The organism is Salmonella sp. 2020_1395 (assembly GCF_043848115.1).
GTDB classification, from domain to species: domain Bacteria; phylum Pseudomonadota; class Gammaproteobacteria; order Enterobacterales; family Enterobacteriaceae; genus Salmonella; species Salmonella enterica.
In genome coordinates this window covers 59,047-75,286 of the sequence record NZ_JBCMFH010000014.1, presented here as the reverse complement: position 1 = coordinate 75,286, position 16,240 = coordinate 59,047, and the positions used below count along the sequence as shown (strand labels likewise).

Sequence of the window (16,240 nt, the reverse complement as noted above, 5' to 3'; positions counted from 1 at the left end):
TCCTTTTCATAAAGCTGATGAGCTAACGCTATCCGGACAAAGATTACTCCGCCGCCCACTCCGGATCAGCGCTCATGCGGCTGCTGTAATTCTGATAAATCGCCATCGCCAGCAGCGAGAAGAAGATCGGGCCGCCGATCATCCACAAGGCACTGTCCCAGTCCCCAGCTTCAATCACCGGCTGGATGATGGTAAAGACGTTGGCAAACGTCACCACCAGCACCACAACACCCGTCGCGACCAGGGTAGAGGCTTTGGTTTTAAAGAGAACAAATGGCCGCTCCAGATCCTGACGCGCTTTAAAGAAGGGAAATGCCAGCGCAAGGAACAGGTATGGCAAGGTCATTGAGACGTTCGCCATCAGCGTGAGTTTGTTATAAAACGCCGATGCAGTGTCACCGCCAAAAGAGACCAGCAAAATAAACAGACTCACCAGCACGCACTGTAGCCACATAGCGGTCGCCGGCATACCGTTAGCGTTCAGTGTCGTCATCGGCGCGGGCCACAACGCTTTTGGCGTCCCCTGAATAATGGCTTTCAGCGGTGAATAGCTCAACGTAAAAAACGCGCCGGTATAAGCCAGAAACATAGAAAGGCCGGTGATACGCGCAAACCAGACGCCCACCGTCATCGCTGCGTCCGGAGAAAGGTTTAACGCGTTACCTAATGTCGTGCCTAAACTCGACATCAAAATGTAGGTAATATTCCCTAAGTTAACGGCGCTATTACTTAATATCTGTTGCCAGTTAGTGCTGACGCCCCATAAAAAGATCGCCAAAGAATAACCAATTGAAATCACAATAGCCGCGAAAACAATACCTTTCGCAAAATTCTTTTCCGGTTTCTCGGTTTTATCCACCAGTCCGCCGACAGCCTCAATACCGCCATAAGCAAAAATAGCAAATACCACAAATGACAACATTGCCAGGCCGGAGTGATAACCCGGATTCGGTGACGAGGTAAAATTAATTTCTTGTGCAAAATGCCCACCATTTAATAACAAAATAGCGACACTCACTAACAATAAAACTAAATTAAGACACATTACGGCAATACCTCCGACCGCCGTAATTCGCGCAATTTTATTGATCCCTCTGGCGGCGACACACGTCACCAGAATCATCCAGCCAACGGCGAGCAGCCCGACAACCTGCGTAGGCTCAAGCCCCGCAATACGCCAGTGCTGCGTCATATCGGCACCAAAAACAAAAGTAGAAAACGGTACCCAAATTTTTGCCGCCGTACTTACCATCCATATGACATACGATGAAAACCACATAAACGTGCCAATAAACGCGTAACGCGGCCCCACGCTATTATTCATCCACGAATAGATCCCGCCCTCTTCTTTGCGATAAGCGGAACCCATTTCAGCCATCATTAAGGCGAATGGAATAAAAAACAGCAAGGCAGAAAATATATACCACGGGATTGCGCTATACCCCATTAAATAAAACGCCGACGGGCTATTCGCAAAACCAAAAACAGAAGTAAAAATCATCAGGATAAGCCCAATAAGGCTCATCTTTTTTATCGTGTGGGTCATTCAACCATCCCTTACTCTCGAGCGCGTTTGCCAGACGCCGCTCACCGATTGACGCCGCCTTCTTTTTTACAAAGGTCAGCGATAAAAAAATCAACACAGGATTGATACCTAAATGGCATCAAAGTTCCAGCCTTATGTTGTGGCAAATAGAGGATAATTGAAAAAATATGCTACAAAATGGCGCTTATTGCGCCATTTTATCTCGCGAAAGAGTGAATTTCAGATTTACGCCCGATCGACCGTAAAAGCAATCACGTCCGCCAGGCTTTCTGCTCCCAGTGCCAGCATCACCAGACGATCGACACCCAGCGCCACGCCGGAACAATCCGGTAGACCGGCGGCCAGCGCATCCAGCAGATTTTGGTCAATCGGCTGCTGCGGCAGACCGCGAGCGGCGCGCTTACGATTGTCCTGTTCAAAGCGCTGTTGTTGCTCACGTGCGTCCGTCAGTTCGTGGAAACCATTCGCCAGCTCAATACCTTTGTAGTACACCTCAAAGCGCTCGGCGACGCGATGATCCTCGGTACTGATTTGTGCCAGCGATGCCTGACTTGCCGGAAAGTGATAAATAAAGGTCGGCTTTTCTTTACCTATATGCGGCTCAACCCCCATCGTGAACAACAGTTGCAGCAACGTATCACGGTCTTCTTCCGTATCGGCGATATTGCTTAAATCAAGCTTTGCCGCCGCCTCACGCAGTTGCGTTTTATCTGCTGATAACGGGTCAATCTCCAGATGGCGCTGAAACGCCTGTTGATAGGAGAGACTTTCCGCAGGTTGACAATCCAGCACTTGCTGAAGCAAATCATCCACTTCATTCATCAGGCGGTACATATCGTAATGCGGGCGATACCACTCCAGCATGGTGAATTCCGGATTATGATGTCGTCCCATCTCTTCATTACGGAAACTGCGGCATAGCTGGAAAACCGGACCGCACCCTGCCGCCAGCAGGCGTTTCATATGGTATTCCGGACTGGTCATTAAATAGAGGTTGATCCCCTGGGAATGGCCAGGTCCGACGAAACGCGTTTCGAACGGGAACAGATGAATGTCTGTGACCGTCGCCTGACTCATGCAGGGCGTCTCAACCTCAAGCACTCCACGATCGGCAAAGAAACGACGGATTTCCGCCATAATCGCCGCACGTTTTAATAAATTGGGGATGGACGCGCTCGGCTGCCAGGTTGCCGTTTCGCTCATGATTCTTTCTCCAGTTTAAGACAAGGTCACGAAGTCTACTCGCAACGCGCGGGCGAAACAAATTTTGCGCAGGCGTATCGGGCGCCTTCTGGAGGGTAAAAAAAGTGATTTCAGATGGTTTAGTAATTAAATTAATCAAAATCAATGATAATTCATCCCTCTGATACGCTAAAAAAATCGAACACGTCAAATTTCCCTCACATCCCTGAGACTATACTGTTGTACCCATAAAGGAGCAGTGGAAACGCATTCATACTTCGCAGAACCCAGAGGCTTTATCTGGCTGCGCGAGGGTGAAATTACAATAATCTGGAGGAATGTCGTGCAAACCTTTCAAGCCGATCTTGCCATTATAGGCGCCGGTGGCGCGGGATTACGTGCTGCAATTGCTGCCGCACAGGCGAATCCCAATGCTAAAATCGCACTGATCTCAAAAGTGTACCCGATGCGCAGCCACACCGTCGCTGCCGAAGGGGGTTCAGCCGCTGTCGCCCAGGATCATGACAGCTTTGACTACCATTTTCACGATACGGTAGCAGGCGGAGACTGGCTGTGTGAGCAGGATGTCGTGGATTACTTTGTCCACCATTGTCCCACTGAGATGACGCAGCTGGAGCAATGGGGCTGCCCGTGGAGCCGCCGTCCGGACGGTAGCGTTAACGTGCGTCGCTTCGGTGGTATGAAAATCGAGCGTACCTGGTTCGCCGCGGATAAAACCGGCTTCCATATGCTGCATACCCTGTTCCAGACTTCCCTGCAGTTCCCACAAATCCAGCGCTTTGACGAACATTTCGTGCTGGATATTCTGGTTGATGACAACCATGCGCGCGGCCTGGTGGCAATGAACATGATGGAAGGCACGCTGGTGCAAATCCGTGCCAACGCCGTGGTCATGGCGACAGGCGGCGCAGGCCGCGTATACCGCTATAACACCAATGGCGGCATCGTCACCGGCGACGGGATGGGCATGGCGCTGAGCCACGGCGTTCCGCTGCGTGATATGGAATTCGTTCAGTATCACCCGACCGGCCTGCCAGGTTCCGGTATCCTGATGACCGAAGGTTGCCGCGGCGAAGGCGGTATTCTGGTCAATAAAAATGGCTACCGTTACCTGCAAGACTACGGCATGGGCCCCGAAACGCCGCTGGGCGAGCCGAAAAACAAATATATGGAACTGGGGCCACGCGACAAAGTATCCCAGGCTTTCTGGCACGAATGGCGTAAAGGCAACACCATCTCCACGCCGCGCGGCGATGTGGTTCACCTCGACCTGCGTCATCTCGGCGAGAAGAAACTGCATGAACGTCTGCCGTTCATTTGCGAACTGGCGAAAGCCTATGTCGGCGTCGATCCGGTTAAAGAACCGATTCCAGTACGTCCGACCGCGCACTACACCATGGGCGGCATTGAAACCGACCAGAACTGTGAAAGCCGTGTCAAAGGGCTGTTTGCCGTTGGCGAATGCTCCTCTGTTGGCCTGCATGGCGCGAACCGCCTCGGTTCCAACTCACTAGCGGAACTGGTGGTGTTTGGTCGTCTGGCTGGCGAACAAGCAATGGAACGCGCTGCTACGGCAGGCACCGCAAATAGCGCCGCGCTCGACGCCCAGGTTGCCGATATTGAACAGCGTCTGAAAAATCTGGTGAACCAGGAAGGCAACGAAAACTGGTCGAAGATCCGCGATGAGATGGGTCTGTCTATGGAAGAAGGTTGCGGTATTTACCGTACCCCGGAACTGATGCAGAAAACCGTTGATAAACTGGCCGAGCTTCAGGAGCGCTTCAAGCGCGTACGTATCTCCGATACCTCCAGCGTGTTCAACACTGACCTGCTGTATACCATCGAACTGGGTCATGGTCTGAACGTAGCGGAATGTATGGCGCACTCTGCGCTGGCGCGTAAAGAGTCCCGCGGAGCGCATCAGCGTCTGGATGAAGGCTGTACCGAGCGCGACGATGTGAACTTCCTCAAGCACACCCTCGCCTTCCGCGATGCTGATGGCACGACCCGTCTGGAATACAGCGACGTGAAAATCACCACCCTGCCGCCAGCCAAACGTGTTTACGGCGGTGAAGCGGAAGCAGCCGATAAGAAGGAGAAGGCGAATGGCTGAGATGAAAAACCTGAAAGTTGAGGTGGTGCGCTATAACCCGGAAACCGATACCGCGCCGCACAGTGCTTTCTATGAAGTTCCTTATGATGAAACAACATCGCTACTGGACGCGTTGGGCTACATCAAAGATAACCTGTCGCCAGACCTGAGCTACCGCTGGTCCTGCCGTATGGCGATCTGCGGCTCTTGCGGCATGATGGTCAACAACGTCCCTAAACTGGCGTGTAAAACCTTCCTGCGCGATTACACCAACGGTATGAAGGTGGAAGCGCTGGCGAACTTCCCGATTGAGCGCGATCTGGTTGTCGATATGACGCACTTTATCGAAAGCCTGGAAGCGATTAAACCGTACATTATTGGCAACTCTCGCACGCCAGATCAGGGGCCGAATGTCCAGACCCCGGCGCAAATGGCGAAGTATCACCAGTTCTCCGGTTGCATCAACTGTGGTCTGTGCTACGCCGCGTGCCCGCAGTTCGGTCTGAATCCTGAGTTTATCGGACCGGCTGCGATTACGCTGGCGCATCGCTATAACGAAGATAGCCGCGATCACGGTAAGAAGGAGCGTATGGCGCAGTTGAACAGTCCGAACGGCGTATGGACCTGTACTTTCGTGGGCTACTGCTCCGAAGTCTGTCCAAAACATGTCGATCCGGCTGCGGCCATTCAGCAGGGTAAAGTGGAAAGCTCGAAAGACTTTCTTATCGCCACCCTGAAACCACGCTAAGGAGTGCAACATGACGACTAAACGCAAACCCTATGTGCGGCCGATGACGTCCACCTGGTGGAAAAAACTGCCGTTTTATCGCTTTTATATGCTGCGCGAAGGCACAGCGGTGCCGGCAGTCTGGTTCAGTATTGAACTGATTTTCGGTCTGTTTGCGCTCAAACACGGCGCGGAATCCTGGATGGGATTCGTCGGCTTTTTACAAAACCCGGTGGTAGTGATCTTAAACCTGATCACTCTGGCGGCCGCGCTGCTGCACACCAAAACCTGGTTTGAACTGGCGCCGAAGGCGGCCAATATCATTGTAAAAGACGAAAAAATGGGGCCAGAGCCAATCATCAAAGGGCTTTGGGTGGTCACTGCGGTAGTCACCGTAGTCATTCTGTATGTTGCCCTGTTCTGGTAAGGAGTCCCGGATGATTAATCCAAACCCAAAACGTTCTGATGAACCCGTATTCTGGGGACTGTTTGGCGCAGGCGGTATGTGGGGCGCGATCATCGCGCCGGTGATCGTGCTACTGGTTGGCATCATGCTGCCGCTGGGGCTATTTCCGGGCGATGCCCTGAGTTTTGAGCGCGTACTGACGTTCGCCCAAAGCTTTATTGGTCGCGTTTTTCTATTCCTGATGATCGTGCTGCCGCTATGGTGTGGCCTACACCGTATGCACCACGCGATGCATGACCTGAAAATCCACGTGCCTGCGGGCAAATGGGTCTTCTACGGTCTGGCGGCAATCCTGACCGTTGTGACGGCGATTGGCGTTATCACTCTCTAAGTTGCCACGACGCCCTCTTATCTACCCGATAAGAGGGCATTTTTTCTTTTCCTGCCTCTCATTTTCCCGCCAGGTTCTACACTTAGAAAAAACACTGGAAGGAAAAACGCTATGCGCTTGCTGCCCGTCGTTGCTGCGGTTACTGCGGCATTTTTGGTTGTCGCCTGTAGTTCGCCTACCCCGCCTAAAGGCGTTACCGTGGTAAATAACTTTGATGCCAAACGTTACCTCGGCACCTGGTATGAGATCGCACGCCTCGATCATCGATTTGAACGTGGACTGGAACAAGTCACGGCCACCTATAGTCTGCGTGACGATGGCGGGATTAATGTCATCAATAAAGGCTATAACCCGGATCGGGAAATGTGGCAAAAAACAGAAGGCAAAGCGTATTTTACCGGTAGTCCAAACCGCGCCGCGCTCAAGGTCTCTTTTTTCGGCCCGTTCTACGGCGGCTATAACGTGATTGCGCTTGACCGGGAATACCGTCATGCGCTGGTGTGCGGCCCGGATCGCGACTATCTGTGGATACTCTCTCGCACGCCAACGCTTTCTGAGGAAATAAAACAGCAAATGCTGGCCGTCGCGACCCGGGAGGGGTTTGACGTCAATAAATTAATTTGGGTAAAACAATCAGGTTCGTAGCAATATCAGCGACGAATTAATGCGCACTGAGTTTTAGCCCAATGATACCCGCGACGATCAAGCCAAGACTGAGCAAACGCGCCGGTGAGGCAGACTCGCCCAGCAGAAGGATACCAGTGATTGCCGCCCCAACGGCGCCGATGCCGGTCCAGATGGCGTACGCCGTTCCAACAGGCAGCGTTTTCATTGCCCAGGAAAGTAACGCCATACTGATAACCATGGCCGTAATGGTGATAATACTGGGGGTCAGACGAGAAAAACCGTGGGTATACTTCAGGCCGACAGCCCATACCACTTCAAGTAAACCAGCGATTAATAGAATGATCCAGGACATAGCAGGCTCCAGATAATTAATGGGGCCGTCCCCGGTGAGAATAGCGTTTACAGGTCGTCCTGTAACGTATACGGATGAAAAGCCATTCTTGCCTGAGAGAAAATGAATTTCAACCTTTTTATTTTTTTCCGTCTAAAGGCGGGAATTGGCCCTTTTAAGCCGCGTAGTTTTCGCATTTAGCGCCCACAGGAGTTCTCTATGATGGAACGCCTTCTGGGAAAGAAAGTGCTTTATCTACTTCCGGGTGCAAAAAACTATGTTGAAAATTTTAGTGATAGACCGATGCCACTTTACCCGTACGGGCATGGAGGCCTGGCTTAATCACACTGATGTGCTCAGTTCTTCACTGCTGGTATCCGGGATGAATAACCTTATACTGGCGAAAGAACATATTCTGCAATGGAAGCCCCACCTGGTTATCGCTGATTTATATGGTTTTCTCAACGATGCCTTACCCGAACAGCCTATCAATGCATTTTTTGCCGCCTGCAGGATGACGCCGTTGGTATTATTACAGTCAGGGAATATGCCGTACAGACCGCAATATGCCAGTCATGCGGTGTTATCTAAACACACGCCTTTACATGAGCTTGCACAACGAATTAAAGGAGCGCTATATACTCATCCACTGCAGGAAGCGCCGGAAAGCGCCACGCCATTGCTCTCTCCGCAGGAGGAAAAAGTGCTCGCGATGTGGACGGAAGGCACCAGCAATAAAGAGATTGCGTATGCGCTTGGCATTCACGGGAAAACGGTTTACACCTATAAACGTAATATCCGTATGAAACTTCATATGGATAACCGGTATTCTCCCTTTCTTATGCTTCCGGAGAAAATCGATTAACGGTACGACGCCATGCCGTACCGTTGATGATTACTGCTGAGCTCTGGTTGCAGCGCCAGAGATCGCACTACCACCGTCCGAGATGTCCTCGCCCACGCCGCGCGTGGTATTACAAGCAGTTAATACAGTGGAAAGTACCAAAACAGAAAAGATCGCTGCAATTGTCTTTTTAACCATAATGTCTTCCTTTTCTAGCCAATGTTGTTTGTGTATAGCAACTTAATAATAGACAACATCCCAGAAAATGACGGGCGATCGACTAATTTTAGGAAGACGAGAAGCGATTAGCTGGCTGCGCGGGAGATGGCGTGGCCAAGATGCTGAATATCTTCGCCGAAGCCGCGGGCGGTATTACATGCCGTTAATAATGTGCCGGTAAGAAGAACCAGCGCGACAAGACCGATAAAGCGTTTCATCATTGAGGCGCGAAAAATAGGATGGCGCAGCATACGCTGCACCATTTTTCCCGATAACGTAAATTATTTTACGCGGGATACGTATTCGCCGGAACGGGTATCGACTTTGATCACTTCGCCAATCTGCACGAACAGCGGAACTTTAACCACTGCGCCAGTAGACAGCGTGGCTGGTTTGCCGCCAGTACCTGCGGTATCGCCCTTCAAACCTGGGTCGGTATCAACAATTTCCAGTTCAACAAAGTTCGGCGGAGTGACAGAGATAGGCTGACCGTTCCACAGGGTTACGATGCATTCCGCCTGATCCAACAGCCATTTTGCGTTGTCGCCGATAGCCTTGGCATCTGCAGACAGCTGCTCGAAGGTTTCGTTGTTCATGAAATGCCAGAACTCACCGTCGTTGTACAGGTAAGTCAGGTTCATATCGACTACATCCGCGCCTTCAGCGGAATCGGTCGATTTGAAGGTTTTCTCAACGCGCGTGCCGGTCAGCAGACGGCGCAGCTTAACGCGGGCAAACGCCTGGCCTTTACCCGGTTTCACGAATTCACTGGATTCAACCGCATAAGGTTCGCCATCCAACATGATTTTAAGACCGGAACGAAAATCGTTGCTATAGTAAGTCGCCATAAGGCCCTCTGAAATTGTTAACTGGTAGCTAAGCCACAAAATGGCGCATATTGTAACCCTAAATACCCCATTGCGAGAAGATTGGTTAGCGCAACTTGCCGATGTTGTGACCAATCCCGACGAACTGCTGCATCTTTTACAGATTGAAGCTGATGAAAACCTCCGGGCAGGACAGGACGCCAGGCGCTTGTTTGCCCTCCGCGTGCCGCGCGCTTTTATTGCGCGCATGGAGAAGGGCAACCCTGACGATCCTCTTTTACGTCAAGTACTGACGTCCCGGGATGAATTTATTGTCGCCCCCGGTTTCTCCACCGACCCGCTGGAAGAGCAACACAGCGTGGTGCCAGGATTATTGCATAAATACCAAAACCGGGCGCTATTGCTGGTAAAAGGCGGATGTGCGGTAAATTGCCGCTACTGTTTCCGTCGTCACTTCCCGTATGCGGAGAATCAAGGCAATAAGCGCAACTGGACAGTCGCGCTGGAGTATATCGCCGCACACCCGGAACTGGATGAGATCATCTTTTCCGGCGGCGATCCGCTGATGGCGAAAGATCATGAGCTGGACTGGCTGCTCACGCAACTGGAAGCCATTAAGCACGTCAAGCGGCTACGCATCCACAGTCGGTTGCCTATCGTCATCCCGGCACGCATTACTGACGAACTGGTCGCCCGCTTTGACCAGTCACGTCTGCAAATTTTGTTGGTGAACCATATCAACCACGCTAATGAAGTGGACGAGGCGTTCGGCCTGGCGATGAAGAAACTGCGCCACGTGGGCGTCACGCTTCTCAACCAGAGCGTCCTGCTGCGTGGCGTGAATGATAACGCGCGAACGCTGGCGAATCTGAGCAACGCGCTATTTGACGCCGGCGTGATGCCCTATTACCTGCATGTGCTGGATAAAGTGCAGGGCGCCGCGCATTTTATGGTCACCGATGACGAAGCCCGGCAAATCATGCGCGAACTGCTCACGCTGGTATCCGGCTATATGGTGCCAAGACTGGCGCGTGAAATCGGCGGCGAACCGAGCAAAACACCGCTGGATTTACAGCTTCGGCAGTGCTAATCCTCGCGGGCGCGTCAGGGACGACGAAAAATATTACCGCGCAATATTACGAGGAGACTCCCCCGCGATTCTCCTCACCCTTTGGCGAGGATAAACTAACCTTCGTTAAATACACCTTTCCGGTCCTCTCTTTTCAATAAAGTCCGTTTTAGGACTCGCTTAGCGTGTACTGCATTTTCGAATTATACTGGTTCTCCTTTTTATAGGACGGCATAAACAATTTATATATCAAATACATTGCAGTAAAACATTTAATTATTTTATATTTGTGGAGAATTGACATGGCCTTAACGATTAAGGGACTAAATACCGGCGTTATTCGTCACAATGATAAGTTTATCGCGCTGGCGCTTAAGGTGAAGTCACTGAGAAATAAAGAAACACTGCTTTTCTTTCCTGTGCTCGCGCTGCGAGACTTGTTGATCGGCCTTGAACACCGGCTTTATTTACAACACTCGCTGCCGGAACAAGAGCAGGAAAAACGCCAGAAAGCCAAAAGCAGTCATGTGCTTAAAATGCATGAGAATATTCCGGCAATACTCCGTGAAGAGCTGGAAAACGCCGATGTTAATCAGCGTGTTGAATCTTTAGCGTTGAGCGATAATACAGAAAAAGTATTAACCTTTACGTTAAAGCTGCACAATGGTAGCCATCTTGATTTACAGGTCGGTGAGTGGCAGGTTGAAGTTCTGGTGATGGCTATTATTCACGCCATTAATAATGCCGAAATGCGTGAGCTCGCATTGCGTATTTCTTCAATGCTGGACTTTTTACCATTATACGATGCTGACTGCCTGGAAAACGGTAATATCGAATTCGATACCTATAACCAGCCTGACTGGAAACATAATCTGTATAACCATTATTTAGCGCTCGTTTATCGTTATACGGATGAGGCAGGACAATCGCATGATTGCGGCACCATCATTAAGACCCGTAGTCAGTCAGGCTCTAAAGAAGCTGAAGCGATATCACGCCGCTTGCTGAATTTCAGCCCGCGTCTTAAAAAGCTGGAAGGAAAACCGTGTAAGGTTTTTGTCAGAACGCTTGGAACCGGTAAAGCAGCGCGTCTGACGCAAGATCAATGCATGCGCGCGTTGCATAATCTACGCATGGCATCATCGCAGGAAAAACGCTAACCATATCGCCCTCTGAATCTTTCAGAGGGCGTTACGATTCAGACATATCAATTCGGACATTTATAAACCTGGCCGTTCATCTCGCTGGCCGTCGGGACAAAACTGGACAACATGCCCTGCGACGGACTACTTACGCCATACAGCACGTTTCCACCCATCGCGGCTGCCTGATTACGCAGATCGTTCGCTGCGCCACGCATTGAGCCACCCTCTTCGCCGTGCTGGCCTGAAAACCAGTTACTCTGTTTACCGGTTGCCGTACCAATTAGCTGGCATTCCGCGCCTGGCTTATCTTCGACAAAGCGTACATTTTGGCCGGCAGCGGTGAGTTCGTTGCTGGAGCTACAACCCGCCATCAGCAGCGCGGCGCCAACGATCCCTGCTAAATATTTCACGTGCATGTTATTCCCCATAATCAATGAGCTGGACGTTTTGTCCGTATCTGAATCTTATACTAAAAAGATGACTAAAAGAAAAACCCCCGGTCATTTCTGCCCGGGGGTTTCTCAATTCTGGGAGATAAACATCCAAATCATTCTGGTTGCAGGAAGGCGGTAATCCCCAGTCACTTACTCAAGTAAGTGACTGGGGTTAGCCAACGCATCTGCAGCCTGAAGGATGCAGGGTGTGGGCAATTACATCATGCCGCCCATACCACCCATACCCCCCATGCCGCCAGCAGCGCCTAAATCAGGAGCATCGCTTTTCGGCAGGTCGGTCACCATGCACTCGGTAGTGATCATCAGACCAGCCACAGAAGCCGCGTACTGCAGCGCAGAACGGGTAACTTTGGTTGGGTCCAGGATACCCATATCGATCATGTTGCCGTATTCTTCAGTTGCTGCGTTGTAACCGTAGTTACCGTCGCCGCCTTTAACGGTGTTAGCGACAACAGACGGCTCTTCGCCGCAGTTCAGCACGATCTGACGCAGCGGAGCTTCCATTGCGCGCAGCGCAACTTTGATACCCACGTTCTGGTCTTCGTTCTGGCCTTTCAGGTCAGCAATTTTAGAAGCAACGCGGATCAGCGCAACGCCACCACCAGCAACCACGCCTTCTTCTACCGCAGCACGGGTCGCGTGCAGGGCATCTTCAACGCGGGCTTTCTTCTCTTTCATTTCAACTTCGGTCGCAGCGCCAACTTTGATAACCGCAACGCCGCCTGCCAGTTTCGCTACGCGCTCCTGCAGTTTTTCACGATCGTAGTCGGAGGTCGCTTCTTCAATCTGCTGACGGATCTGAGCAACACGGCCCTGGATGGCAGCTTCTTCACCCACGCCATCGATGATGGTGGTGGTGTCTTTGTTGATCACAACACGTTTCGCCTGACCCAGGTCTTCCAGGGTTGCTTTTTCCAGCTCCATACCGATCTCTTCAGAGATTACGGTACCGCCGGTCAGGGTAGCGATATCCTGCAGCATCGCCTTACGACGATCGCCGAAGCCCGGTGCCTTAACAGCAGCCACTTTCACGATGCCACGCATGGTGTTCACTACCAGGGTAGCCAGCGCTTCGCCTTCAACATCTTCAGCGATGATCAGCAGCGGTTTGCCTGCTTTTGCAACGGCTTCCAGAACCGGCAGCATTTCGCGGATGTTGGAGATTTTCTTATCAGCCAGCAGGATGAACGGGCTTTCCAGCTCTACTGCGCCAGTTTCCGGCTTGTTGATGAAGTAAGGAGACAGGTAGCCGCGGTCAAACTGCATACCTTCAACCACGTCCAGTTCGTCCTGCAGACCGGTACCGTCTTCAACGGTGATGACGCCTTCTTTACCGACTTTATCCATCGCTTCCGCAATCAGTTTACCTACGGTTTCGTCGGAGTTAGCGGAGATAGTACCTACCTGAGCAATCGCTTTAGAGTCGGAGCACGGTACGGACAGGGCTTTCAGCTCTTCAACCGCCGCAGCAACCGCTTTGTCGATACCACGTTTCAGGTCCATCGGGTTCATGCCCGCAGCAACGGCTTTCAAGCCTTCGGTAATGATGGACTGCGCCAGTACGGTCGCGGTGGTGGTGCCGTCGCCTGCAGCATCGTTCGCTTTAGAGGCAACTTCTTTCACCATCTGCGCGCCCATGTTTTCAAACTTGTCTTCCAGTTCGATTTCACGCGCTACGGAAACACCATCTTTAGTGATAGTCGGCGCACCGAAAGATTTATCCAGAACCACGTTACGGCCTTTCGGACCGAGGGTTACTTTCACTGCATCTGCCAGTACGTTTACGCCGCGCAGCATTTTCACACGAGCGTCGTTACCGAATTTTACGTCTTTAGCTGCCATTTTCTCTTTCCCTTAAATTCGTATGTTCAGTGTCGTTCGCGGATTACGCTTCAACAATTGCCAGAATGTCGCTTTCAGACATGATCAACACTTCTTCATTGTCGATCTTTTCAGATTTCACACCGTAGCCATCGTTAAAAATAACGATGTCGCCAACTTTCACGTCCAGCGGCTGTACAGTACCGTTGTCCAGGATGCGACCCTTACCGACAGCGATGATTTCGCCACGAGTTGATTTACCCGCTGCGGAACCGGTCAGTACGATGCCGCCAGCAGATTTAGACTCAACTTCTTTACGTTTGACGATCACACGATCATGTAACGGACGAATACTCATTGATAGCTCTCCTTTGAGAAAGTCATTATCAGTTATGGGTGACGCCGGCCCGTAAACGGTTTCCCGGCTGGTGACCAGAGAGATGGGGATGGGGTTTTGCCCCTTCAAGGGGGGAGATGAAAAAAAATTCTTCTGAGCGAAAAAAGCGGTAAAAACGCTACTTATCTCACGTTTACCCAAGGTTTAGAACATCCTGCTATAAGAAAAGGCGTGTGTGATACGCTTAAAAATGTCTGTCGTCACCTGACGTTACAATGCCGCCGGATAATGAGCTGATGAATGAACTAAAAAAAGAGCTTGGGTTGGTTCAGGGCGTTATCTTGTTAACCACATCATTATTAGGGACTGGCGTTTTTGCGCTTCCGGAGCTGGCTGCGCTGGCGGCAGGCGACATCAGCCTTTGGGCATGGCCGCTGCTCATTATTTTGATTTTCCCTATTGCGATTGTCTTTGCTGTGCTGGGGCGTCACTTTCCACACGCTGGCGGCGTAGCGCATTTTGTCGGGATGGCATTTGGCCCGCGTCTGCAACGAGTGATCAGTTGGCTGTTTTTATCAGTCATTCCTGTTAGTTTTCCCGCAGCCTTGCATATTGCGGTGGGTTTCGGCCAGGCGCTGTTTGGCTGGCAAAGCGAACAGCTCTTATTTGGGGAGCTGGGTACTCTAGGTTTACTATGGTTTATGGGATCGCGCGGCGCCAGCTCCAGCGCCAACCTGCAAGCCATTATCGCTGGATTAATTATCGCGCTTATTGCCGCCATTCTGTGGAAAGGCGCGATTAAACCTGCAGATATCACCTTCCCAGCCGCAAACGAAATCACCTTTTCCCGGCTGTGTACCGCCCTGGCGATCATGTTCTGGGGATTTGTGGGAATTGAGGCTTTTACGCATTTGTCGTCTGAATTTAAAAATCCTGAACGTGATTTTCCGCGCGCATTGATCATTGGCCTGATGCTGGCCGGCTCCATTTATTGGACCTGTACCGCCGTGGTGCTGCATTTTGGCGTCTATAGCGACAAGATAGCGGCAACAGCATCGCTACCGCTTATTATTGTTCATCTCTTCGGTATCCAGGCGTTGTGGATAGCCTGCATTATTGGTTATCTCACCTGCTTTGCCAGCCTGAATGTGTATGCTCAGAGTTTTGCGCGTCTGATATGGACGCAAATGCAATATCAGCCCGATCACTATCTGGCTCAACTCTCTCCCGGGCGCCTTCCCTTGCACGCGTTAAACGTTATTCTGGCCTGTTGTTGCGTGAGTTCCCTGGTCGTCTACGCCCTGAAGATTAACCTCAATGCGCTGATCGTCTATGCTAACGGTATTTTTATTATGCTCTATCTGCTTTGTATGCTGGCGGGCTGTCGACTATTGAAAGGGCGCTGCTATGCACTGGCGGTGACGGGTTGTCTACTGTGCCTGTTATTGCTGGTAATGCTGGGGTGGAAAAGCTTATATGCCATTATCATGCTGGCAGCATTATGGCTGTTTTTACCGAAGCGAAAACGCATGGCGTAAGACGTATCTGTTGGCCGGATAACGCCTCACGCGACTTATCCGGCCAGCATCTCTACCTTTAATCCCGACGATCGTCTTTATGTTCAATACGATCGCGATCGTCATCTTTACGCTGATACTCGCCGTCAAATGTTTCGCCACCGCCAGTACCCGCGCTAAACCCGCCGCCCGGCATCCGGGAAAAACGTAAATGCGGCAGCAACTTCAGCGTCAAATGTTTTTGCACTGGCGGTAACAAAAGGAGAAGGCCGAGAAAATCGGTGAAAAATCCCGGCAACAGGAGCAGTAAGCCAGCGATGATCAGCGATACACTCTTAATCATTTCTGCCGCCGGGCTCTCACCGGCCGCCATTTTTTGTTGCATCAGCAAAAAGTTTTTAAAACCCTGGTTACGTACCAGCGACATACCGATAACAGACGTAAAAATCACCAGGATTAACGTCATCAGGACGCCAAGCACATGGGCGACCTGGATAAAGATAGAAATCTCAATGTAAACATAGAGAAAGACAGCTAAAAAGGGTATCCAGCGCAAAGGACTCTCCTGTAAGTCATGGCCGTCTGCGACGACCATTTGAATGGGGTTGCGATTCGCATCGATTCGATATGGTGGTGCGTAGCAAAATTTCAAGTGGTTTGTACACCTATTTTAGGTAGTAATA

19 protein-coding genes are annotated in these 16,240 nt (G+C 51.1%); 9 read left to right on the top strand and 10 right to left on the bottom strand.

Annotated elements, in window-relative coordinates:
- Positions 1-43 precede the first annotated feature (43 nt).
- Both yjeM and epmA read right to left on the bottom strand, forming a co-directional pair.
- Entirely contained in the window at positions 44-1,546 is a 1,503-nt protein-coding gene (gene yjeM / locus ACH0WD_RS19360; RefSeq protein WP_000149872.1) for a glutamate/gamma-aminobutyrate family transporter YjeM, read from the bottom strand.
- A 225-nt stretch (positions 1,547-1,771) separates the two neighbouring features.
- Complete coding sequence (epmA, locus tag ACH0WD_RS19355) at positions 1,772-2,749, bottom strand: elongation factor P--(R)-beta-lysine ligase (protein WP_000004794.1); 978 nt, start codon at positions 2,747-2,749, stop codon at positions 1,772-1,774.
- 322 nt (positions 2,750-3,071) lie between these two features.
- On the opposite strand from epmA, the gene frdA reads away from it, so the two are divergent.
- The 5 genes from frdA (at position 3,072) to ACH0WD_RS19330 (ending at position 7,010) form a co-directional block, all read left to right on the top strand.
- The gene (gene frdA / locus ACH0WD_RS19350; protein WP_001192958.1) at positions 3,072-4,862 is read left to right on the top strand and encodes a fumarate reductase (quinol) flavoprotein subunit; all 1,791 of its coding nucleotides are present in this window, start codon (positions 3,072-3,074) and stop codon (positions 4,860-4,862) included.
- Positions 4,855-5,589 (top strand): fumarate reductase iron-sulfur protein, encoded by a 735-nt coding sequence (gene frdB, locus ACH0WD_RS19345; protein ID WP_000829509.1) that lies wholly within the window; start codon positions 4,855-4,857, stop codon positions 5,587-5,589. The genes frdA and frdB overlap by 8 nt, the downstream gene beginning before the upstream one ends.
- A 10-nt stretch (positions 5,590-5,599) precedes the next feature.
- A complete protein-coding gene (frdC, locus tag ACH0WD_RS19340) occupies positions 5,600-5,995 on the top strand; it encodes a fumarate reductase subunit FrdC (RefSeq protein WP_000208749.1) in 396 nt (131 codons plus the stop codon).
- A gap of 10 nt (positions 5,996-6,005) precedes the next feature.
- Positions 6,006-6,365, top strand: coding sequence for a fumarate reductase subunit FrdD (gene frdD / locus ACH0WD_RS19335; protein WP_000609650.1), 360 nt, complete (start codon positions 6,006-6,008; stop codon positions 6,363-6,365).
- Between the two features lie 111 nt (positions 6,366-6,476).
- Complete coding sequence (locus ACH0WD_RS19330; protein WP_001238396.1) at positions 6,477-7,010, top strand: lipocalin family protein; 534 nt, start codon at positions 6,477-6,479, stop codon at positions 7,008-7,010.
- A 16-nt stretch (positions 7,011-7,026) separates the two neighbouring features.
- On the opposite strand, the gene sugE is transcribed toward ACH0WD_RS19330, so the two are convergent.
- Positions 7,027-7,344 carry a quaternary ammonium compound efflux SMR transporter SugE gene (sugE, locus tag ACH0WD_RS19325; RefSeq protein ID WP_000118469.1) on the bottom strand — a complete coding sequence of 106 codons (318 nt, stop codon included), beginning with the start codon at positions 7,342-7,344 and terminating at the stop codon, positions 7,027-7,029.
- Positions 7,345-7,600: 256 nt separating this feature from the next.
- Here sugE and ACH0WD_RS19320 point away from each other — a divergent pair, with 256 nt between their 5' ends.
- On the top strand, positions 7,601-8,188 hold the full coding sequence (locus tag ACH0WD_RS19320) for a LuxR C-terminal-related transcriptional regulator (RefSeq protein WP_000912959.1): 588 nt from the start codon (positions 7,601-7,603) through the stop codon (positions 8,186-8,188).
- Between the two features lie 30 nt (positions 8,189-8,218).
- On the opposite strand, the gene ecnB is transcribed toward ACH0WD_RS19320, so the two are convergent.
- From ecnB to efp, 3 genes are all read right to left on the bottom strand, one after another.
- Positions 8,219-8,365: a lipoprotein toxin entericidin B gene (gene ecnB / locus ACH0WD_RS19315; protein ID WP_000239598.1), complete on the bottom strand. Its 147-nt coding sequence runs from the start codon at positions 8,363-8,365 to the stop codon at positions 8,219-8,221.
- A gap of 107 nt (positions 8,366-8,472) precedes the next feature.
- Positions 8,473-8,607 (bottom strand): entericidin A/B family lipoprotein, encoded by a 135-nt coding sequence (locus ACH0WD_RS19310; protein WP_000977686.1) that lies wholly within the window; start codon positions 8,605-8,607, stop codon positions 8,473-8,475.
- A gap of 60 nt (positions 8,608-8,667) precedes the next feature.
- Positions 8,668-9,234, bottom strand: coding sequence for an elongation factor P (efp, locus tag ACH0WD_RS19305; protein ID WP_000257282.1), 567 nt, complete (start codon positions 9,232-9,234; stop codon positions 8,668-8,670).
- Positions 9,235-9,274: 40 nt separating this feature from the next.
- On the opposite strand from efp, the gene epmB reads away from it, so the two are divergent.
- Together epmB and ACH0WD_RS19295 are read left to right on the top strand one after the other, a co-directional pair.
- Positions 9,275-10,303, top strand: a complete 1,029-nt coding sequence (gene epmB / locus ACH0WD_RS19300) for an EF-P beta-lysylation protein EpmB (RefSeq protein WP_000940484.1) — start codon at positions 9,275-9,277, stop codon at positions 10,301-10,303.
- 281 nt (positions 10,304-10,584) lie between these two features.
- Positions 10,585-11,442, top strand: a complete 858-nt coding sequence (locus ACH0WD_RS19295) for a YjeJ family protein (protein WP_001229227.1) — start codon at positions 10,585-10,587, stop codon at positions 11,440-11,442.
- 47 nt (positions 11,443-11,489) lie between these two features.
- Here the strand turns inward: ACH0WD_RS19295 and ACH0WD_RS19290 are convergent, their stop codons facing one another.
- The 3 genes from ACH0WD_RS19290 to ACH0WD_RS19280 all read right to left on the bottom strand — a co-directional run bounded on the left by ACH0WD_RS19290 (position 11,490) and on the right by ACH0WD_RS19280 (position 14,061).
- Entirely contained in the window at positions 11,490-11,843 is a 354-nt protein-coding gene (locus tag ACH0WD_RS19290; protein WP_000558210.1) for a DUF4156 domain-containing protein, read from the bottom strand.
- A 234-nt stretch (positions 11,844-12,077) separates the two neighbouring features.
- Positions 12,078-13,724, bottom strand: a complete 1,647-nt coding sequence (gene groL / locus ACH0WD_RS19285) for a chaperonin GroEL (RefSeq protein ID WP_000729126.1) — start codon at positions 13,722-13,724, stop codon at positions 12,078-12,080.
- A gap of 43 nt (positions 13,725-13,767) precedes the next feature.
- Positions 13,768-14,061, bottom strand: coding sequence for a co-chaperone GroES (locus tag ACH0WD_RS19280; RefSeq protein WP_000027827.1), 294 nt, complete (start codon positions 14,059-14,061; stop codon positions 13,768-13,770).
- 275 nt (positions 14,062-14,336) lie between these two features.
- Here ACH0WD_RS19280 and yjeH point away from each other — a divergent pair, with 275 nt between their 5' ends.
- Positions 14,337-15,578, top strand: a complete 1,242-nt coding sequence (gene yjeH, locus ACH0WD_RS19275; protein WP_001670701.1) for an L-methionine/branched-chain amino acid transporter — start codon at positions 14,337-14,339, stop codon at positions 15,576-15,578.
- 58 nt (positions 15,579-15,636) lie between these two features.
- Here the strand turns inward: yjeH and ACH0WD_RS19270 are convergent, their stop codons facing one another.
- A complete protein-coding gene (locus ACH0WD_RS19270; protein ID WP_001267291.1) occupies positions 15,637-16,113 on the bottom strand; it encodes an FxsA family protein in 477 nt (158 codons plus the stop codon).
- Positions 16,114-16,240: the final 127 nt, after the last annotated feature.